Genomic DNA, 20,832 nt, shown 5'->3' on the forward strand with positions numbered 1-20,832 from the left:
AGCTCAGTTCTTTGCACTTTCGCCCTATGGCGTGGCAGCCGCGCTGCTGCTGACGCTGAATCGCCTGCCTATCAACGAGACCCTCAATCTGGTCTTCTACGACCTGGTCACCAGCCTGCGTCCAGCTCCATCCGGCATCGGCAAACCAATTCTATTGATCGGCATCGACGAAGGTGACATCCGTCGCTTTGGCTGGCCGATCGACGACCGATTGCTGTGTGAAGCGGTCGATCGACTGCTGCAGAACGGAGCCCTGGCAATCGGTCTAGACATCTACCGCGACAAGGGGGTAGGCCCCAATCAGGAATGCCTGCGACAACGCTTCCGGGATGACCCACGCCTTGTTTCGATCTTCAACGTGGCCGAAGCAATCGGACCAGTGCCGGGCACCCCGCAGGGCCGCCGGGGCTACAACGACCTCGTGGTGGATCCGGACGGCGTTGTGCGCCGCGACCTGGTGCACGTCAGCGGTCAGGATGAAGCCACCGTGTCCTTGCCGCTACGGGTCCTGGAGGTGGGCATGGGTGCCCGCTGGCTGAGCCACCAGCTCGAGAACGACATGGCGCCAGGCCCATGGCTCGAAGAGCAATCGTCTGGCTATGACCAGCTGGACGCTTCCGGGTATCAGCAGATGCTGGAATTCCGGCGCCTGGGCACGTTCCCCCAGTGGTCCCTGCGGGATTTGCTCGCCGGCGACAGGATCCCCCCTGGCCAGATCAGCAATCAGCTGGTGTTAATCGGCAGCACTGCCCCCTCGCTGCGGGATCTTTTCCCAGTGCCGCAAACGCGCTTCACGCTCGGGAAGCGTCAGCTGCTCGTTCCAGGCGTGGAACTCCACGCCCACCGACTGGCGAGCCTGATCGACCGCAAGGATGGTGATCGAAGCCTCCGGATCTTCACGGTGCCCATGTGGGCGAAACGGTTGCTGGAGCTGGCGGCCATTGTCCTGGGGATCGCTCTCGGGGAGGGTCTGCGAAACCTGCTCAGCAGCGTGCTGGCTGTGGCTGTGTCCCTGCTGGCCATCGTCGCCATGGCCACAGCACTGCTCCTCTACGGCCACGTGTGGGTGGGAGTGAGCATGCCGGTGATCAGCCTCGGACTGGTGGCCGCCGCCGCCTGGGTACGCCTGGGAGCCACCAGCCAGTTGCAACGCCGGCAGTTCGAACGGCTGCTCGGCCAGACCACCTCGCCAGCGGTGGCCCAACAACTCTGGGCCCAACGGGAAGATCTTCTCAAGGACGGCCGGTTCGAGGGGCGCCAACTCCAGGTCACGGTCATGCTGACGGACATCGCCGGATTCACCACCGTCTCGGAGGGCCTTCCTCCCGCTGAACTGCTGGCCTGGCTCAACCAGGGGATGGCCTGCCTCGTCAAGGCAATCAGTGGCCGTCAGGGCATGGTGAACAAGTTCACCGGAGATGGTGTTCTAGCGGTCTTCGGCGCACCGATGAGTCAGGGCAGCAAGACCGACGCCAGAGCTGCTATCGACGCAGCCCTGGCAATTCAGATCGAGCTAACCATCTTGAACCGGCAGTTGGAGGCCCAGGGAAAACCACCCATGCGAATGCGGATGGGAATCCATTCGGGGCCGGTACTGGCTGGCTCCATCGGCAGCAGCGAGCGACTGGAGTACGCCGTGATCGGCGACACGGTGAATTGCGCCTCCCGCCTGGAGAGCCTGGACAAGGACCGTCATGACACGACCTGCAGGGTGCTCGTCACCTCAAGCACCCGAGAACTGCTGCCGGATGACCTACCGGTGAACTGGCGCGCCTGGGGGGCCGTGCAGGTCAAAGGACGCAACGAACCCCTGGAGGTCTGGGAGATGCGGGGTCGCGGTTCGAGCTGATTCAGAGGCAGCGCACGGGCAAGGAGGCCGGCCATTCGGCGCTGATCAGATCCTCAAGCCCGAAGGCCTGGGCCACCTCCTGGCGGGGTACCGCCCGACCGCAGGCCGCCTTCAGCCGGGCAAGGGCCTCCTGCACCGGGCGGTCGGCCGGGGTGACATCACTCACCAACAAGCTCAGGGCCGGCGGTGCCACGGCATCCACGAAGGCCAGTGGATCGGCTTCCCCTGGTGGGCCGTCGTTGCCGCAGCGGTAGGAGGATTCCCAGAGCATGGAACCCGAAAACGAAGCCAGGCTGATCAGGGTGACGCCGGCCGGGCTGGCGGGCAGATCGCGGCTGGTGCGACCCAGGCTGGCCCGATCGACCCCACCGCTGACGCTGCTGAAGGGCTGCAACTCCAGCAGCACCGGCCTAGGGGTGGCCACCGGCCCCTCCAGCAAACCCAGGGTGCGGCTGGCTCCTGGGGCAAAGACGCTGGCTGGGGGCACCAGATGGGCCAGCAGGCGAGCCGTGCACTCGCCTCGGGTGCCTCCACCGATGCGGCGACCGGGAAACGTGCTGCGGGGATTGGCCTGGGCGAGGGCCTCGCTGGCCGGTAGCCCGAGCAGCAGGGCGGCCAGCAGCAGTCCACAACGGCCCAGCAAGCGATACGGACGGGACTGCCGGCGGGGGGGGGTGAAAGGATGCATCTCGGTTACCAGGGGGTTCCAAGGAGGGTGATGCCGGCCCAGTAAAAGGGATGGCTCAAGCCGGCTTCGATGCGGCGCTGCTGGCTGGGTGTGAGGTTCTTGAGCAGCACGGAGCCATCTGCAGCGAGCAATTGCTCCCCCGCGACACGAAGACTGCCATTGGCCATGGCACTGCGGGTGAGCTGCATGGCCTCTGCCTTGGGCACTCCTTTATCAAGAAAGCGGTAAAACTGAATGAAATAGGCTGAAGTCGCCACATCATCAACATACCAAAGGCTGCCGATGGCGCTGCGGGAGCCGGCCTGGAGGGCCAGGCCGGCGAATCCCAGTTCACTGTCCTTATCGCCCAGGGCCGTTCGGCAGGCGCTCAGCACAAACAGATCCAGGGGTGCACTCTCACGCCGCTGGCGCAATGCAGCGAATTCAGTCAGCGACATGCTCCTAGTTCCAGTATAAAGCCTGGCCTTGCTTGCCCCCCCCGGAAGAAATTCCGCATGGGTAGCCACATGCACACGATCCACGGTGTCATTTCCAGCCTGTCTAAACAGAACCTCAGGCGTGAAGGCTTCGTTGAGGTAGGTCACTCCGGTCAAACTTCTTGAGGCTGCAGCCACCTGGGAAACCTCCTGAGGCACCAGTGGTAAGGGAGCCAGCCCCTCAAAACGCGATGCCCCGGCAGCCATCTGCTGGCCGGAACCGCCCCCCGCCGGAGCGTCCAATCGCATCAAGCCAAGGGAGGGAGTGAGCGAGAAAGCGTAAGACTGGCCAAGATAAGTTTTGCCATCGTGGAGGGCGGCGAACGGAACGGCCTGCAACCCAGGATCTGCAGAAATCAACAGCGTGGTGATACCGGCGGCTGTCAATTCAGCACGCACAGGCTCAATGAGCAGCCGATACAGCTGACGCGCCGGTGCTGCGGAATTTTCCACCTCCAGAGCCTCCAGACGGGAGAGTTGGGCATACAGCCGCCGAAGCAAGGTGGCGAAGTCCCTGGTGGCCACCTCGACGCGACGACCGAGCACTGGGCCAACAGGCGGGATCAAGGTGATATCCACAAAACCCTGCCGGCCTTCACCCATCTCCCCCTCGCGTTGGCTGGTAAAACTCAAGCGCAGCACCGCCGGCCTATAGCGCTGGGGGTCAAAGGATGCCCGGGCGGGCTGGGGAGATGGGAGAGCCTGAGCCTGAACTGATGGCAACCGTAGCGCCGCTCCCCATTCGAAACCTGTGACCCCTATAGCCGCCGCAATCGTGCAGCTGATCAGGGCCAGCAAACGCGCCATCGGATCCATAGTATTCACTCCAAGAAAGACGAGGATCCGCCAAACGACTGGATCACCCGCTGCAGCACTGCCTTGATCTCATCAAATGTGGGAGGGGTGCCAGTGTCACCTGAAAGCCCCAGCTTGTCGGCGGTATCTGCCTGGGCTTTGGCTTCAGCTTTGGTATAACGATCCAGGGTCTCCTCAGGGGAGACCGAGCTGACGACGGCCGGAATCTCAAGCCCAGCTTGAGCGGCCGCAGTCATTCCAGCGGCTGCAAAACCAGTCTCCAATGTGGTTCTAGGTGTTTCCACCCCCCCCGCTGGAGCCAAGATCTGATCTTCGGGCTGCTGATCCCTCCGATCCTCATCACCCTCACCTTGACCTAAGTCACTGCCCAGAAAATTGGCAGCTTCCATTTCAGAAGTCAAAACAGAAGATGGCTGAGGATTAAACGATTCCGTGAGTGGAGCAGTAGTAAAATCACTACCGGAAAAGAGAAATTCCTGAGCCTGAAGAGGAGTCTGAGAAAAACCTACAACCTCATCAATACTTGGCACTGACGATGCCGGCGCCGGCGTTGGCTCCGGTGTGGGCGCCGGCGTTGGCGTTGGCGTTGGCGTTGGCGTTGGCGTTGGTGTTGGCGTTGGCGTTGGCGTTGGCGTTGGCGTTGGCGTTGGTGTTGGCGTTGGCGTTGGCGTTGGCGTTGGCGTTGGTGTTGGTGTTGGCGTTGGCGTTGGCGTTGGCGTTGGCGTTGGCGTTGGTGTTGGTGTTGGTGTTGGTGTTGGCGTTGGCGTTGGCGTTGGTGTTGGCGTTGGCGTTGGCGTTGGCGTTGGTGTTGGTGTTGGTGTTGGTGTTGGTGTTGGCGTTGGCGTTGGCGTTGGCGTTGGCGTTGGCGTTGGCGTTGGCGTTGGCGTTGGCGTTGGCGTTGGCGTTGACGTTGCTATACCAACGCTTCCAGTAGTGTAGATATAAGATGAGCTAGCAGCGCCTTGGGGTGCGATATCCGGATAACGCAAATAAATCCCATAGTTTCCATCTTCTTGACTTTCTATACGTGCTGTGGATGGGTCTACAGGGACAACAAAAGAAAGAAAATTGCCGCGACCTCTCAGCCCCGTGGTTGCCGCTCCAGGGCTTGGGGAATAGAAAATGATTGATTGAGCACCATCCGTGATCTGAATCGCATTGGACGACTGACTCGCTATAGCGAGAGAACTAAAGCCAGTATCGGTTAGATTGCCGCGGGTTTTAGTGGTGCCCAGCGTATTTGCTAACGTATCATCACCCGTTCCATACCAGTAACGGACGTTGGTGAGTGGCGAATTTGAAAGGTTCTCAATTGTCACATCAACTCTTACTGATGTCGACCCCGCAGGCAATGTGTATTGATTGCTTAAACGCAGGGATGCCGTGGGGATTGAGGAGGGGTTCAGATCTACCTTGGTCACTACAGTGCCCACGCCCTCGAGATAGCGCGAAACATCCATGCGCCCATTGGAAATTCCCAAACCTGGAAACCTTGTACGCGGATTAAAGTAATGAATGCTCGTGCCAGACGCAAGGATCGTCCCTGAGGTATTCCAGTTATTGGTGCCATCGCCGCCAATCCCTAGCGCAAACTCCAGGGGACGATTATCTGTCAACGTTCTCCACGCTCCGCCAGAATCTTTATAAGAAGGCTGTTGCAACATACCAGCACCATTGAACGAAAAACGGTCATAGGCATTTTTTAACGATATTGTAGAACGGGGCCAAAATCTCAGTGAATCATTATCGAGCACAACAGGATACTCAACACCTCCAGACCCCCTTTTCCAGAGAAAGCCATATCGTGCGAGGGGCACCTCAACTTTTGCCGTAGGCGCAACCACATACGTTGCTCCCGCACCATCGGCCGTGCCCTGTCCATAGTGGAAGCTGAGGTAACCCGTCCCCGTGGCAATCAGATTCTGATTGACATTGATATTGCGAAAGGCACTGAGCGTGAGGCGATTGGCACTCCAGCTGACCGGTGCATCGACAATGATGTCTCCGACATCGCGACCATTTGCATTGGGGGTTTCGATCACAACATCACTGTTGAAGAGCTGGTCTTGAAGGTCGGCTGCCGTGATCGTATTCGGCCTGTTACCCGAAGCAACAATCGAAAAATCAGTTGGGTCGATCAACCAGGTCCCAGGCAAGCCCGCTGGGGCAACAAGGTCAATCAGTCCAATCTCGCTGATGTCCAGCCATGCAGCAGAGGTTTCCACAAGTCCACCATTGCCAGCCTCGGTGCCACCACGGGCACTGAAGTTGGCGGCAATCGAAGCGGAGTCATTGGCGTAGACAACAACCAAACCGCCATCCCCTCGATCCAGGGCATCTGCTCGGAAACGACTGGACGCATCCAGCTCAACCAGTTCTGCATTCTGAATCTCTGGATCCTGACCGCGATAACCCCCACCCACCAAAATGGTGCCTCCGCCATCGCGGCCACTGGCCTCAATCGAAACCTCACGCAGAGCTATCTCCTGACCTTCCAGTCGCACATCACCACCCACACCGGTTGCATTGGACGCATTCAATTCAGACTGCTGAAGAGTGAGGGTTGCTCCACTGATGCTGAGGCTCTCGCCCGCCATCAGCTTTGCCCCAGCCAGCAGCACATTCCCCCCCTGGGCGTCCAGCAACAGGCTCTGATCCACCGTGAGCAGGCCGCCATCGATGCTGAGGTCCCCGTTCTGCAGCAGCCCCATCCCGCCCAGGGTGTCGGCCTCACTCACCAAGCCAGCACGGCCCAGCAACGGCGCGCCGCTCAGCAGCGCCGCCTGCTCCGCCGTGGTGCTCTGAAAATCAAATAAACCCGTGCCAACTCGCAAGCCCGTGGCCGTGCTGAGCGTCAGGTTGGTGACGTTCTGGAAGCCACCCCCCGCCTGCAGGCTGATGCCCCACGGCGAGAGCCAGATCAGGTTGCCCGCCTGGCTCAAGGCCACCGTTTTGTCGATCACCGTGGGGCTCAACACCCCTACCAACACACTGCTGAAACCCGCGTTCGCGAAGGTCACCCCCGTGATGGCACCACGGGTGTCAAAGGTATTGAAACGGTGAAACAGGTTGCTGCCAGCTCCCGTGCCACCGGTCACCAGACAGGCCCCAGCCGTGCAGGCAGTGCCACCGTTCACCGCGGTGCCGAGGCCGGCAGGGCCTGTGGTCGCTGTGATCTCACCAGCTGAGGCCGCAGTCACGGCAGCCAAAACCGCCAGCAGTGTCAGACCGTGATGCTCGATCAACCGAACCAGGGTTGGTCCAGTTGAACGACCCGTGCCAACAGCCTTTGCCCGGCTACGCAGCCGTGGCCGCCTGGGCGAAGGGGCTGAAGTCATGGGCGAGCGACAATCATTACAGGAAATCAATCATGAACTCATCACAACAAGTCACACTGGAAAAACATCAGACTGCTAACAAACTTAAACATGATAGCAATAAGCATAGATTCTTATTTGCCATTAAAATGTAGCAATTGATACCTTGTTGGGTCTGTGCCGCTAGCCCCGCAGGCCCACACCCATCGGTCCGACAGATGGAGAGCGCGATTCAATAGGGCTACTTCGGGTGGCGCAACTCGCCATGTCTCTTTTACTGCTGGCCCAATTGGTGGCTCCCCCCCTGCAGCGGGGGCCACTGCGCCTACCTGAAGCCCGTCCTGCCCTTGAGCGTCCAGCCTCACCCCGCAGCCCGCAGGATGCGCCGGTGGAGCTCGACAAAGAACCGCCACCAGGAGCGCCCCCCGAGGCCCAACCTGGGCCAGCTCCCGGCAAAGGCTTGCAGCAGCCCCTCGACAATCTGCCCCGAATTGAGGGTCTGAACCGCTACAGCAACGAGCAGATCCGGCAGACCCTGGCAGAGTGCAGCCGCGTCATCGACCCAGCCCAGAAGCTCAGGGATTGCGCCGCAGCTCTCACCGCCCGCCTGGTGGCCGATGGCTACGTGAACAGCCGCGTCTACGTGGAGAACAGCGCCGATGGCCCCATGCTGGAGGTGGTGGAGGGCCGGCTGGTAGAGCTGCGGGTGAATAGTCCGGATGAGCGGCTCAACCGACGGGTGCTGCGGCTGCTCAAACCCCTGCAGGGCTCTGTGCTGCACCTGCCCAGCGTGGAGCGCAACCTGCGGCTGTTGCGTCGGGTGCCCGGCGTGAAAGCCGCCAAGGGCAACCTGGGGCGTCTCGGCAGTGATCCCAGCCAGGCGAGCCTCACGATCACCATGCAGACTGGTGCGCCGGCCTGGCAGGGGGATTTCTCACTCCGCAACGACGGCACCAGTGGGTCCGGGGAAGCCCGCGCCGTGGCTTCCCTGGTCAAACCCGGTGCCCTCTTGAGCGGTGACATTCTGCTGCTCTACGGCGAGCTCAATGCCGACGACCAACCCGAGCTGGGCTCGATCATCACCTCGATCAGCTACACCCTGCCGCTCTCCGATGCGTTGACCTTCACCGGCGCCTTCGGTTTCAGCCGCCGCAACCTGATCGAACTGGCCCCACCGGCCAATGGTCTCTCCACTTTCCAGTACCAGGGCCTCGGCCAGCTGGAGTGGGTGTTCAGCGAAAGCCTCACCGAACGCTGGAGTGCCTTCCTGGGCTTCAGCGGCAACACCAGCAGCACCCTGCTCAACGGCAACAAGCTGCCGCCGCCCACCCCGGAAATCGTGCGCAACCCCACCACCGGCTTTCTGCGCTACGGCGTGAGTGGCAGCGGCATCAGCGACAGCTCCAGCTGGAGCGGCAACCTTTACATGTTGAGCGGCATCTCAGCGGTGATTCCCTCCGATCAGAAGCCGGAATGGCAGGCGGCCGGCATCGATCCGGCCCAGTCCACCGCCATCGGCGGCCTGATCTCCGGTGCCTGGGCCTTTGCTCCCAGCTGGCAGCTCAATGCCCGCCTCGGCGGCCAGTGGGCCTTCAACCGGCTCACCCCCTCGATGCAGTTCAGCCTTGGCTCCGACGTGGGCATCCGCGGCCTACCCGGCCAGTTGATCAGCGGCGACAGTGGCTGGCTGGGGGTGCTGGAAACCTCCTGGACCTTCTGGCAGAACAAGACCAATGCCCTGCAGCTGGTGCCGTTTGTAGGCGCTGGCGGCGTGCGCACCAACCTCCCTGGCGTGGACTTCAGCGACACCGTGGGCAGTGCCGGCCTGCTGCTGCGCTGGTTGGCGGGGGAGAACTGGGCGCTGGAGCTGGGTTACGCCAAATCGTTTGAAACGGGCGACAACCCCGGTGCCTGGCTCGACGACTGGGTTTTGGCCAGCGGTCTCTACGCCAAGGTGCAGTTTCGTTTCTGAACCCCGATCCAGCTCAACGGCCTGGTCAGAGGAGGTCCACCGTCGCCGGGAATACCTCACACATCCCCCCCATCCACCCGCGACCGCGCCTGTCACAAGCGTCGATGGTGTCGGTTCTGGGGACTCCTGAGCAAGGGCGTCACTCGACCGGTGCAGCTTCAGGCCAGCGCCACCCGCAACGCTGCGCGCGCCTGCTCGAGCGCCCCATCCAGGGCCGCGCCATCCTTGCCGCCCGCCTGGGCCAGCTGGGGACGGCCGCCACCAGGATCACCTTGCTCAGATCGGTCGGCTCGGACAGGCCGCCCAGCACGCCGCCCAGCACCACGGCCGCACCGTCGCCCAGCGCCTCGGGCTGGGCCTTGAAGCGCTCGGCCAGGGGCTTCACCACCGCCTCGCGTTCGTTGAGATAGGCCAGCACCGCCGGGCCGGCCACCGCCTCGATGCGGCGGATGCCAGCGGCCACGCCGCTCTCGCTCACGATCTTGAACAGACCGATCTCAGCGGTGTTGGCCACGTGGGTGCCGCCACAGGCAACAGCAGGGGCACAATCCAAACCAGCCTCAAAGCGTGGAATCGAGTCAAAATGTGGGATTGGCTCAAAATATAAACTTACTCGAAATATGGTATTACTCAAAACATGGAACCAATCAGATGAAGCCCAACCCCAAGGAAAGGCTCCAGAGCTTGAAGATGGTGGCAGGTGGCTGGCAACCCCAGAGCGCCAGCTTGTCCGATTCGCCACCGCAGGCTGACGATTACTACCGGCAGCACATCAAATTAAACATTCGCACCGAGATTGGGAAGCCCGAGGCCGATACCCAACTTGTGAGGACCACGGAATCTGTGGCCACGCAGGACATCGAACGGGTCCAGCGCCGAAGCCGCGATCAGGGCCCGAACGCCCCCACCGGCACCACCACAACCCCATCCCCACGTCGATAGCCATAGCCCTTGCCGCAGATCACAGCGAGGAAACTCGGCGGGCCGGTTCGGCTTGTGTCGATCTGGCGGGCGAAGTGAAGCAGGCCAGCGGCTGCCTGCTCCACCTGCCCTTCGCCCAGCTTGATTTCGATCGCTCCCCAGCGGCCGTCGCGCAGCTGCACGATCGCATCCACCTCCACACCGTAGTGATCGCGGTAATGGAGCACCTCCCCATCCAACGGCTGGCTAAATACCCGCAGATCCCTGATTACCAGGGATTCGAACAGCAGGCCCAACAACTCCAGATCCGCCAGCAGCCGCTCCGGGCCAGCTCCCAGCGCTGCCACAGCCAGTGAGGGATCCACGTAATGCCGTTTCGGTGCCTTACGCAGCCTTGCTCTGGAGCGCAGGTGGGGGGCCCAGGCGGGTTGATCCTCGATCACCATCAGCCGCTCCAGCGCCTGCAGGTAGTCGGACACGGTGCGCTCATCCAGTGCCGCGCCCCCACCCATCGCATCGGCGGCCAGAGTTGCCAGGCGCGCCTCCGTGGCCGAATGCCGGCCAAGGGCCCGCAGCAGATACCCAACCTTGACGGGATCACGGCGATGCTCCCCCACCCGGCTGATGTCAAATTGCCGCACCTGTTCCAGGTAGTCGCGGGCGGCCCGCAGCGCCGCCTTCACCGGCCGCCCCTCTTGTGCCGGCCATCCGCCGATGCTTATTAGCTCGCAGAGATCCTGCACCGTGAGGCCGGGATCGGCCGATCGTGGGGCCTCACCCGCGAACAGCTGCCTCAGCGACACCCCACCCACGGAGACACCTGCTTCGAACAGGGTCATCGGACGCATCCGCAGGAAGGAGAACCGCCCAGCGCCGGTGTGGCGATCAGCGTCATCGGCCGGCACCGACGATCCAGTCAGCAGAAACTGGCCTGGCTGATCCGCGGCATCCACGGCCCGCCTCACCTGATTCCACAGCCCAGGTTCCACCTGCCATTCATCCAGCAGCCGGGGCCTGGCGCCTGTCAGAACCAGCGCTGGATCAACGGCCAGTGCCTGCCGAGCCGCGAGGTCTACGTCCAGCAGCACCCTGGAGGCCGCCTGCTGGGTTGCCGTCATGGTCTTGCCGCAGGCCTTCGGTCCCTCGATCACGACAGCCCCTGCGGACTGGAGCTGATTCAGCAGCTCGGCATCGACGATTCGGGGGCGATACGCCGGCATCCCTGCGCCTTGACGGGGTGGTTGCCGACAGCTTACTGCTGCTTTTGCCGCCTCTTTGATGCTGCTTTTGCCGGCATTTTCCTGCTGAGTTCGCCGTCCCCTCCATGGGGTGTTTGCCGAATCCGATTTCGATCAGATGCGCAGCCCACGGCGAAAGACCTCCAGCGGGCCATCGAGATCCTGGATGTTGAGGGTGTTGATCCACTCCTGAATGTCGCTGATCAGGAAGGCCTTTTCATCGCTGGGGTCTGCGTAACGGGGCCGGATCTGGCCCTCAAACCAATGCTCCACGCTCAGCGCCATCCTTCTCCACAGACGCCCTGAAATCTGCCCAGATCCCAGTGGCAGCAATGGATCTGGGCAAGAGAATGGGGCATGGTCAAGCCCAAGTCCTTCCGGCCCTGGAACCCCGAGCAGCCGCTGCTGCTGCCATCACCAGTGGACTGGTTGCCAGAGAACCACCTGGTGTTCTTTTTGCTGGATCTGGCCGGCGAGCTGGATCTTGAGGAAATCCACGCCTTCTACTGGCAGCAGGATCCCCACGGAGAGAAGGCCTGCTGGGAAGGCGCCACCTTCCGGGTTCTCACCGGCAATCAGCAGCCTGACCACAGCCGGATCAGCGATTTCCACCGCCGACACCTGCCTGCCCCACGAAGCAGATTGGTTCCCTTCATTTTTTTGTTGGTGGCCTTTGCGATCAGGCTGGCTCAGAGATTCGGCCCACCACTGGCCGTCACTGCAGACTTTTGGTGGGTTCTGATTTCAGGTGATTGGAGCTTTCCCCTGACATGGCAGGGCCTCCAGCTCACCCCCCAGCAGGGTGCTCTTCAGCTCCTCCCGCGCCTGCTCCAGCGCACCATCCAGGGCCGCCCCATCGCGCCCGCCCGCCTGGGCCAGGTTGGGGCGGCCGCCACCGCCGCCGCCGCAGGCTTTTGCCACGCCGCCGATGAAGGCCCCGGCCTTGGGGCCGGCCGCGACCACCGCCGCCCCGAAGGCCGCCACCAGGATCACCTTGGCCAGATCGGCCGGATCGGGTAGGCCGCCCAGCACCACCGCCGCCCCGTCGCCCAGCTGGTCGGCCAGGCCCTGGGCGGCGTTCTGCAGGCCGGCGCCGTCGACGCCATCGAGACGCGCCACCAGCAACCGGTAGTCGCCGAGGGGCTCGGCCGTGTGCGCCAGCGCCGCGGCCTTGGCGCTCGCAAGCTCGCTGCGGGCCGCCGCCAAGGCTTTTTGCGTGACCTTGAGCTCCTCGGCCAGGGCCGCCACCCGCTCCACAATCTCGCCGGGCTGGGCCTTGAAGCGCTCGGCCAGGGGCTTAACTACCGCCTCGCGCTCCTTGAGGTAGGCCAGCACCGCCGGGCCGGCCACCGCCTCGATGCGGCGGATGCCGGCAGCCACGCCGCTCTCGCTCACGATCTTGAACAGGCCGATCTCAGCGGTGTTGGCCACGTGGGTGCCGCCGCAGAGCTCCATCGAAACGCCGGGCACATCCACCACCCGCACCACATCGGCGTACTTCTCGCCAAACATCGCCACGGCGCCGGCGGCCTTGGCCTGCTCGATCGCCATCTCCGCCACCTGCAGGGTGTGGGCCTCGCTGATCCAGCCGTTGATCAGGGCCTCGATCTGCTCGAGCTCGGCCGGGGTCACGGCGCGGGGGCAGTGGAAGTCGAAGCGCAGGCGATCGAAATCCACCAGGGAGCCGGCCTGGCCGATGGCCGGGTCGACAATTTGCTTGAGCGCCGCCTGCAGCAGGTGGGTGGCCGTGTGATTCGCCTGGGCGCGGCGGCGGCAGGCGGCATCCACCCGGGCCGTAACCAGGGCCCCGATCGCCAAACTGCCGCGCTCAATGTGGCCTCTGTGCACAAACACTGAGCGGTTGCGGCTCACACCCTCGATCGCCACGATCACGCCATCGCCTGAGAGCACACCCCGGTCACCCACCTGGCCGCCGCCCTCGCCATAGAAAGGGGTGGAATCGAGCACCAGTTGCACTGCATCCCCCGCCAAGGCACGCTCCGCCGGTTCACCGTTCACGACCAGGGCCAGCACGCAGCTGGGGTGCTCCAGGGCCTCGTAGCCCTTGAAGGCGGTGGCCTCGGCGGCGGCCGCCATCTGCTCAATCGCCCCCTGCAGGGTGAGGTCGATGCTCACCGCTGCGGCCTTGGCCCGCTGGCGCTGGGCCTCCATCGCCGCCTCAAAACCGGCCAGATCCACCGTGAGGCCGTGCTCTTCGGCGATCTCCTCGGTGAGCTCCAGCGGGAAGCCGTAGGTGTCGTAAAGCTCGAAGGCCTGCTCGCCGCTGATCTGGGCGGGCTTGGCCGCCAACACCTCGGCCAGCAACTTCTCGCCCCGCTCCAGGGTTTCCAGGAAGCGGGCCTCCTCCCGGGCGAGTTCGGCCAGGATCACGTCGCGGCGGTCCAGCAGCTGGGGGTAGGCCGCCTGCATCAGGGTGATTGACGCCTCGCCCATCGCCGCCAGGAAAGGCCTGTCGATGCCCAGCAGCCTGCCGTGGCGCACGACGCGCCGCAGCAGGCGGCGCAGGATGTAGCCGCGGCCCAGGTTTGAGGCCGTCACCCCATCGCAGATCAGCTGGGTGATGGCGCGGCTATGGTCACCGATCACCTTGAGGCTGGTTTGGCCCTTGGTGTCGAGGGCCCTGTAGTCGACCCCCGCCAGCTGGGCCGCCGTTTCAATCAGCGGATAGATCAGGTCGGTTTCGTAGTTGTTCGGCACGCCCTGCAGGATCTGGGCCATGCGCTCGAGGCCCAGGCCGGTATCGATGTTGCGGGCCGCCAGCGGCGTGAGGGTGCCGCCGGCGTCGCGGTTGTACTGCATGAACACCAGGTTGTAGAACTCGATGAAGCGCGAGTCGTCCTCAAGGTCGATGCCGTCGTCGCCGAGTTCGGGCTTGAAGTCGTAGTAGATCTCTGAGCAGGGGCCGCAGGGGCCGGTGGGGCCCGAGGCCCAGAAATTGTCGGCCTCATCCAGGCGGATGATGCGCTTGGGGTTCACCCCCACCCCGTCTCGCCAGATGGCTTCCGCTTCTTCGTCTTCGCGGAAGACGCTCACCACAAGGTTGTTGGGCGAGAGGCCGAACACCTCGGTGGAGAGCTCCCAGGCCCAGGCGATCGCCTGCTCCTTGAAGTAATCCCCAAAGGAGAAGTTGCCGAGCATCTCAAAAAACGTGTGATGCCGCGCCGTGCGGCCCACGTTTTCGATGTCGTTGGTGCGGATGCACTTCTGGGAGCTGGTGGCCCGCGGCGCCGGCCGCTGCTGCTGGCCCAGAAACACCGGCTTGAACGGCAGCATGCCGGCGATGGTGAGCAGCACCGTGGGATCGTCCGGAATCAGCGAAGCGCTGGCGATGGGCTGGTGGCCCCGCTGCTCGTAGAAGTCGAGGAAGGCCGCGCGGATCTCGGCGCCAGTGCGGGGGCAGGCACGGCGGGGGGCAGCGGCCATGGGGGAGCAGAAGAAGCCTGAACCAGGCATGATCGCCCAGCATTGGCCGGCGCCCGCTGGCCCTGTCTGGGGCCCAAAGCCAACCCCGCAACCTGGCATCCGCCCGATCAACTGTGATGATGGTGCCGATCCGCGGGTGGCTGCCGCTTTGGCTGCCGCTGATCGGCAGCACCTTGGTGCTGCATTCAGCGCAGCGCCTGGCCCCACGCCTCCTGCCCGCCCGACGGCCGTAAGGCCGGGTTCATGAGCCTGCTGCACGCCACCTGGCTGTTTCCCCCCGAAGGTTCGGGTGGTCGCCTATTTCTGTGGGCCGACACCTGGCGGGTGGCCACGCCGGCGGTGCCGAAGCTGGAGGCCCCCGAGCATCCTCTGGCCCTCAACGAAGACGATCTGGCCACCTGGCTCGACGACAACGGCCTCTGGAGCGAGGCCCTGCGGCCGGCCAGCGCCACCCTGAGCCTGCCCAGCCGCAGCCAGGCCGCCAAGGGGCGCCGCACCAGCGCCAGCAGCTGGAGCGGCCTGCCCCTGCAGGCCGGTGAACCGATCCCCAAGCAACTGGAGTGGTGGCCCTGGCAGGTGCAGGGCTGGGCCCTGGATTCGGCCAACGCGGGCGAATGGCTCAGCCAGCTGCCCCTGGCCGGCGAGCACCCGGAGATGGCCGATGAGCTGCGCTGGTGGAGCCACCTGCAGCGCTGGGCCCTGAGCCTGATCGCCCGGGGGCGCTGGTTGCCCCAGCTCGAAGAGGGCAAGGCCCGCTGGCTGCCCCTGCTCAACCGCGAAGACGACCGCCGCCGCCTCGAAGACCTGGCCAGCGGCCTGCCCCAGGTCGCAACCTGCGCCCTGGCCGCCGGCCCCCTGGGCGATCCCTCCCTGGCCTGCCGCCGCCCCGGCAGCGGCCGCCTGCGGGTAGCCAGCCTGCTGGAAGCCCTGCTCGATGGCCAGCTGCGGGTGGGCTTCAGCCCCAACGCAGGCGGGCTCGATCCGTTGCTGGCAGCCTGGCAGAAGGCCCTGGGCAAGGGCGATGGCAGCCTCAACCTGGGCGAGGAGGAGCTGGAGCGGCTCAGCATCGCCACCCACCACTGGCGCGAAGGGGTGGCGGGCAAGGTGGAGCCGGCCCGCACCTGCCTGGAGCTGTTCACCCCCGCTGAGGGCGAGGAGCTGTGGGAGCTGCGCTTCGGGCTGCAGGCGGAAGCCGACCCCAGCCTGCGGGTGCCCGCCGCCGCCGTGTGGGCCGCCGGCGATCGGGGCCTGCAGATGGGCGAAGTGGCCGTGCCCCAACCGAGCGAGCTGCTGCTCGAAGGTATGGGCCGGGCCCTGAGGGTGTTTGAACCGATTGTGCGGGGGCTCGATTCGGCCACCCCGGAAACGATGCAGATCACGCCAGCCGAGGCGTTTGTGCTGGTGCGCACCGGCGCCCACCAGCTGCGCGACGAGGGCGTGGGCGTGCTGCTGCCCGCCAGCCTCTCCGGGGGCCTGGCCAGCCGGCTGGGCCTGTCGATCACCGCCGAACTGCCGGAGAAATCGCGCGGCTTCACCCTGGGCGAATCGCTCACCTGGGAATGGGAATTCATGATCGGAGGGGTCACCCTCTCCCTGCGGGACCTGGATCGCCTGGAGGCCAAACGCAGCCCCCTGGTGCAGCACAAGGGGGCCTGGATCGAGCTGCGGCCCCTCGATCTCAAGAACGCCAAAAAATTCAGCGGCGCCAATCCGGGCCTGAGCCTCGACGACGCCCTACGGCTCACCGCCAGCGAAGGCGACACCTTCCACCGGCTACCGGTGCACCGCTTCGACGCCGGCCCGCGGCTGCAGGCGGTGCTGGAGCAATACCACCAGCAGAAGGCCCCCGACCCCCTGCCGGCCCCCCCCGGCTTCTCCGGCCAGCTGCGGCCCTATCAGGAGCGGGGCCTGGGCTGGCTGGCCTTCCTGCACCGCTTCGACCAGGGCGCCTGCCTGGCCGACGACATGGGCCTGGGCAAAACGATCCAGCTGCTGGCCTTCCTGCAGCACCTCAAGGCCGAAGACGAACTCAAACGACCGGTGCTGCTGGTGGCGCCCACCTCGGTGCTCACCAACTGGAAACGGGAAGCCCACGGCTTCACCCCCGAGCTGGGGGTGAAGGAGCACTACGGCCCGCGCCGGCCCTCCAGCCCCGAGGCCCTCAAAAAAGCCCTTAAGGGCGTGGATCTGGTACTCACCAGCTATGGCCTGCTGCAGCGAGACAGCGAACTGCTCGAAAGCATCGACTGGCAAGGGATGGTGATCGACGAAGCCCAGGCGATCAAAAACCACACCGCCAAGCAGAGCCAAGCAGCCCGGGACCTGGCCCGCCCCAGCCGGTTCAGCAAGGGGGGCAGCCGTTTCCGGATTGCCCTGACCGGCACGCCGGTGGAAAACCGGGTCAGCGAGCTGTGGGCGCTGATGGACTTCCTCAACCCCAAGGTGCTCGGCGATGAGCCCTTCTTCCGCCAGCGCTACCGGCTGCCGATCGAGCGCTACGGCGACATGGCCTCGATGCGCGATCTCAAGGCCCGGGTGGGGCCCTTCATCCTGCGGCGGCTCAAAACCGACAAGTTGATCATCTCCGACCTGCCGGAGAAGGTGGAGCTCAACGAGTGGGTGGGCCTGGCTCCGGAGCAGAAAAAGCTCTACAACAAAACAGTCGAAGCGAGCCTCGATGCCATCGCCCGGGCGCCTTTGGGCCAGAAGCACGGCCAGGTGCTGGCCCTGCTCACCAAGCTCAAGCAGATCTGCAACCACCCGGCCCTGGCCCTCAAGGAAAATGCCGACACCGTGCTCGCCGCCGGCAACGGCAGCTTCAGTAGCCGCAGCGCCAAGCTGCAGCGACTCGAGGAGATCCTCGAAGAGGTGATCGAAGCGGGCGATCGGGCCCTGCTGTTCACCCAGTTCGCCGAATGGGGCCTGCTGCTCCAGGCCCACCTGCAGCGCAAGTGGCGCCAGGAGGTGCCGTTCCTATACGGCAACACCAGCAAAACCGAGCGCCAGGCCATGGTCGATCGCTTCCAGGACGACCCCCGCGGCCCCCAGCTATTTCTGCTGTCGCTGAAGGCCGGTGGCGTCGGCCTCAACCTCACCCGCGCCAGCCACGTGTTCCACATCGACCGCTGGTGGAACCCGGCCGTGGAAAACCAGGCCACCGACCGCGCCTACCGCATCGGCCAACAAAACCGGGTGCTGGTGCACAAGTTCATCACCAGCGGCTCGGTGGAAGAAAGGATCGACCGGATGATCAAGGAAAAATCCAAGCTGGCCGAAGACATCGTCGGCTCCGGCGAAGATTGGCTGGGCGGCTTCGATGTGGGCCAGCTCAAAGATCTGGTCACCCTCAGTGATGAGGATTGAAGCGATGGAGGCCCAGAGCTCTGATGTTCGCTGGAAACAGCGCTTCGACAACCTTCAAAGGGCCTACCAGCGCTTGCGCTGGGCATTGGAAATCCACCAGCAGGATCCAGACAACGAGCTGATCCGCATGGCCGTGATCAAGGCCTATGAATTCACCTTTGAACTGAGCTGGAAAACCCTCAAGGATTTCCTCGCCTACAACGGTATCGATGCCAAGCTGCCCCGCGAAGTGCTCAAACAGGCCTTCGCGACGGGGCTGATCATTGATGGCCAGCTCTGGATCGACATGCTGGAAGAGCGCAACTTGATGGCCCACACCTACGACGACGCCAGAGCCCGCAAAGCAGTGGATCAGATCCAGGAGCGCTATCTCGGTGGCCTACAGCAACTGCACGACATGCTGACAACCAAACGGCAGGAGGCCCCATGAGTGCGCCAGCCACCAGCTCTGCCCCTGCCGCCACCAACCACGGCATCCCCGAGCGCACGGTGGCCGAGATCCGCTCCTGCCTGAAGCGCTTCCCCCAGATCCACTGGCTGAAGCTCTACGGCTCAAGGGCGATGGGCCGCCACTGGAGGGGCTCCGATATCGATCTGGCCTACAGCGCCGACGAGGATTGCAGCGCCGCCCTGCGCGAAGCCCTCGACCAACTGCCCACCCCCTATCTCTTTGATGTGACGCACTGGGAATCGCTCCGCTACGCCCCCCTGCGCGAACACATCGAACGCGTCGGCATCCCCTTCCCATGACCCTCACCCCCACCACCTACGCCAGCGCCATCAACACCCAGCTCGGCGACCAGGGCCTGGCCCAGCAGCCCTGGTGGGTGGAGCAGTGGATGGAGCTGATCAACGGCTACCGCTTCAAGAAGCGACTGGAGCGGGCCTGGGAGTACGCCCGCAGCGGCAATGTCACCTCGATCCGCTTCGAGGGCAGGCGGGTGCATGCCCGGGTGCAGGGCAGCAGCGAGGAGCCCTACAAGGTGAAGCTCTGGCTCGATGTGCTCAGCGACGACGACTGGGGCTACGTGCTCGATGCCCTCACCCAGAAGGCCCGCTGGTCGGCCCAGCTGCTGGCCGGCGTCATGCCCCAGGACATCGAACGGGCCTTCGCCGCCAGCGGCAAGCGCCTGTTTCCATTCAAGTTGCAGGAGGTGCGCAGCGAGTGCAGCTGCCCCGACAAGGCCAACCCCTGCAAGCACGTCAGCGCCGTCTTCTATCTGATGGGGGATCGCTTCAGCGAAGACCCCTTCGTGCTGTTCCAGATGCGTGGCCGCACCAGGGGTCAACTGCTGGCCGACCTGGCCAAACGCCGCCGCCGGGCCTTGGCACGGCAGGCTAAAAAGGCTGCCGCCGCCAAGGGCTCGCAGCCAGTCGCCGAGGCCGCTCCCCACCCGGTGCATCCCGCCATCAAGAACCCAAACCGCTGGTGGCGCTACGACGCGGCCCTCGATCCGGATCTGGTGGTAATCACTCCAGCCCTCGAGGGCGACACGGGCCTCGATGCCGCCGGGCCCCTGCCCCTGGCAGAAGAACCCCGCTTCCCCGAAGCCAACCAGCACTTCCTCGAGCACCTCCAGGCCCACGGCCAGCAGCTGGCCGCCCTGGCCATGGCCAAGGCCATGGGGCCGGTCAACGGCGATGACAGCTGACTGGCTGGGCCCGCCGCCCTGGCTGAGCCCAGAAGCCCAGGCCCTGGCCGGCCAGCTGCTGAGCAGCCACCAGCGGTCCTTCGCCACGCCCCTGCTCGCCGGCCTGGCCGCCGATGCCTCGCCCCGGCTGATTGCCCAGGAGCTGTTCGCCGCCGAGGTGGTGGTGTTGGCCCACGACGGCGCCGATCCCAGCAGCGAGCCGGGCCCCCGCTTGATCTACGCCAACCGCGCCGCCCTGCGCCTGTGGCGGCGGCCCTGGGGGGAAATGGTGGGAATGCCCTCGCGGCTCACCGCCGAGCCGGCCGAGCGGGCCAGCCGCCGCCAGGCCCTGCTGGCCGCCCAGGCCCAGGAATGCCTCAGGGGCTACCGGGGCATCCGCATCGACAGCACCGGCCGCCGCTTCGCGATCGAAGGCGCTTGCCTCTGGAGCCTGCGCGATGGCACCGATCGGCCCTGCGGCCAGGCCGCCCGCTTCAATCGCTGGTGGCTGTTATGAGGCTGGCTTGTGATGGTGGCTATTGGGTGTGAATGCCGAACCAAGCCGTGGGGGCCGTACCGCCAAGGGCGGTCTGCACCCTGTTGGCTACTGGCCGGCGGCTGCAGATTGACGAAGTCCCGGAGCCCTTCCGATGCTTACCCTGCGCCAATCACCCTTCGATCTGATCCGCAGCGACCTGCTCGAATCCGATCTGTTCAAGAAGCTCGAGCAGCAACTGCACAGCGCCGAAACGCAAAAGGCTGAGCGAGTTCCCGCCGCCGAAGTGCATGAAACACTCGAGGCCTACACGATCGCCCTGGAACTCCCAGGCGTCGACAAAGGCTCCATCGACGTCAAGGCCACCGACCGCACCCTGGTGATCAGCGCTGAACGGCGCTCCACCGTGGATGTCGGCGAGCCCGCCGCCCTGATCAGCGAGATCCGCTACGGCACCTGGAGCCGCAGCTTCCGCTTCCCCAGCGGCATCAACCGCGAGGGCCTCGAGGCCCACTACCGCGACGGCGTGCTCAGCGTCACCGCTCCTAAGGCCCAAACGATGACCACGGTGCAAGTGCAGGTGGAAAGCTGAGCGCCACACCCGTCAGGAGACACGAGAAA

The 20,832-nt window shown here is 64.5% G+C and carries 15 protein-coding genes and 1 pseudogene; 8 read left to right on the plus strand and 8 right to left on the minus strand.

The window, feature by feature from the left end; all coding sequences use genetic code 11:
• Window positions 1-31 precede the first annotated feature (31 nt).
• The gene (locus H8F27_RS06375; RefSeq protein ID WP_231596558.1) at window positions 32-1,849 is read left to right on the plus strand and encodes a CHASE2 domain-containing protein; all 1,818 of its coding nucleotides are present in this window, start codon (window positions 32-34) and stop codon (window positions 1,847-1,849) included.
• A 1-nt stretch (window position 1,850) separates the two neighbouring features.
• Here the strand turns inward: H8F27_RS06375 and H8F27_RS06380 are convergent, their stop codons facing one another.
• From H8F27_RS06380 to H8F27_RS06390, 3 genes are read right to left on the minus strand one after another with little or no spacing between them, the layout of a single operon-like run.
• Window positions 1,851-2,537 (minus strand): hypothetical protein, encoded by a 687-nt coding sequence (locus H8F27_RS06380; protein WP_197152304.1) that lies wholly within the window; start codon window positions 2,535-2,537, stop codon window positions 1,851-1,853.
• A gap of 5 nt (window positions 2,538-2,542) precedes the next feature.
• Window positions 2,543-3,820: a CHAT domain-containing protein gene (locus tag H8F27_RS06385; protein WP_197152311.1), complete on the minus strand. Its 1,278-nt coding sequence runs from the start codon at window positions 3,818-3,820 to the stop codon at window positions 2,543-2,545.
• Window positions 3,821-3,834: 14 nt separating this feature from the next.
• Window positions 3,835-7,074 carry a hypothetical protein gene (locus H8F27_RS06390; RefSeq protein ID WP_197152313.1) on the minus strand — a complete coding sequence of 1,080 codons (3,240 nt, stop codon included), beginning with the start codon at window positions 7,072-7,074 and terminating at the stop codon, window positions 3,835-3,837.
• A 337-nt stretch (window positions 7,075-7,411) separates the two neighbouring features.
• On the opposite strand from H8F27_RS06390, the gene H8F27_RS06395 reads away from it, so the two are divergent.
• Entirely contained in the window at window positions 7,412-9,118 is a 1,707-nt protein-coding gene (locus H8F27_RS06395) for a ShlB/FhaC/HecB family hemolysin secretion/activation protein (protein WP_197152315.1), read from the plus strand.
• A 158-nt stretch (window positions 9,119-9,276) separates the two neighbouring features.
• Here H8F27_RS06395 and H8F27_RS06400 read toward each other — a convergent pair.
• The 5 genes and pseudogenes from H8F27_RS06400 to alaS all read right to left on the minus strand — a co-directional run.
• Window positions 9,277-9,647, minus strand: a pseudogene (locus H8F27_RS06400) (alanine--tRNA ligase); the annotation flags it as partial.
• A 358-nt stretch (window positions 9,648-10,005) separates the two neighbouring features.
• A complete protein-coding gene (locus tag H8F27_RS06405) occupies window positions 10,006-11,259 on the minus strand; it encodes an ATP-binding protein (RefSeq protein ID WP_197152316.1) in 1,254 nt (417 codons plus the stop codon).
• Between the two features lie 132 nt (window positions 11,260-11,391).
• Window positions 11,392-11,562 carry a hypothetical protein gene (locus H8F27_RS06410; RefSeq protein WP_197152318.1) on the minus strand — a complete coding sequence of 57 codons (171 nt, stop codon included), beginning with the start codon at window positions 11,560-11,562 and terminating at the stop codon, window positions 11,392-11,394.
• A 129-nt stretch (window positions 11,563-11,691) separates the two neighbouring features.
• Window positions 11,692-11,898 (minus strand): hypothetical protein, encoded by a 207-nt coding sequence (locus tag H8F27_RS06415; protein WP_197152320.1) that lies wholly within the window; start codon window positions 11,896-11,898, stop codon window positions 11,692-11,694.
• Between the two features lie 123 nt (window positions 11,899-12,021).
• Entirely contained in the window at window positions 12,022-14,721 is a 2,700-nt protein-coding gene (gene alaS / locus H8F27_RS06420; protein WP_231596559.1) for an alanine--tRNA ligase, read from the minus strand.
• Between the two features lie 243 nt (window positions 14,722-14,964).
• Between alaS and H8F27_RS06425 the strand changes: the two genes are divergently transcribed.
• The 6 genes from H8F27_RS06425 to H8F27_RS06450 all read left to right on the plus strand — a co-directional run bounded on the left by H8F27_RS06425 (window position 14,965) and on the right by H8F27_RS06450 (window position 20,803).
• Window positions 14,965-18,084, plus strand: a complete 3,120-nt coding sequence (locus tag H8F27_RS06425; protein ID WP_197152324.1) for a DEAD/DEAH box helicase — start codon at window positions 14,965-14,967, stop codon at window positions 18,082-18,084.
• Window positions 18,074-18,514, plus strand: a complete 441-nt coding sequence (locus tag H8F27_RS06430; RefSeq protein ID WP_197152326.1) for a nucleotidyltransferase substrate binding protein — start codon at window positions 18,074-18,076, stop codon at window positions 18,512-18,514. Before H8F27_RS06425 ends, H8F27_RS06430 begins: the two co-directional genes overlap by 11 nt.
• Window positions 18,511-18,834, plus strand: a complete 324-nt coding sequence (locus H8F27_RS06435; protein ID WP_197152328.1) for a nucleotidyltransferase family protein — start codon at window positions 18,511-18,513, stop codon at window positions 18,832-18,834. The genes H8F27_RS06430 and H8F27_RS06435 overlap by 4 nt, the downstream gene beginning before the upstream one ends.
• Window positions 18,831-19,736 (plus strand): SWIM zinc finger family protein, encoded by a 906-nt coding sequence (locus tag H8F27_RS06440; protein ID WP_197152330.1) that lies wholly within the window; start codon window positions 18,831-18,833, stop codon window positions 19,734-19,736. The genes H8F27_RS06435 and H8F27_RS06440 overlap by 4 nt, the downstream gene beginning before the upstream one ends.
• On the plus strand, window positions 19,726-20,232 hold the full coding sequence (locus tag H8F27_RS06445) for an MEKHLA domain-containing protein (RefSeq protein ID WP_197152331.1): 507 nt from the start codon (window positions 19,726-19,728) through the stop codon (window positions 20,230-20,232). The genes H8F27_RS06440 and H8F27_RS06445 overlap by 11 nt, the downstream gene beginning before the upstream one ends.
• 133 nt (window positions 20,233-20,365) lie before the next feature.
• On the plus strand, window positions 20,366-20,803 hold the full coding sequence (locus H8F27_RS06450) for an Hsp20/alpha crystallin family protein (protein ID WP_197152333.1): 438 nt from the start codon (window positions 20,366-20,368) through the stop codon (window positions 20,801-20,803).
• Window positions 20,804-20,832: the final 29 nt, after the last annotated feature.

Source organism: Synechococcus sp. CBW1108, from assembly GCF_015840335.1.
Classification (GTDB): Bacteria; Cyanobacteriota; Cyanobacteriia; order PCC-6307; family Cyanobiaceae; genus Cyanobium_A.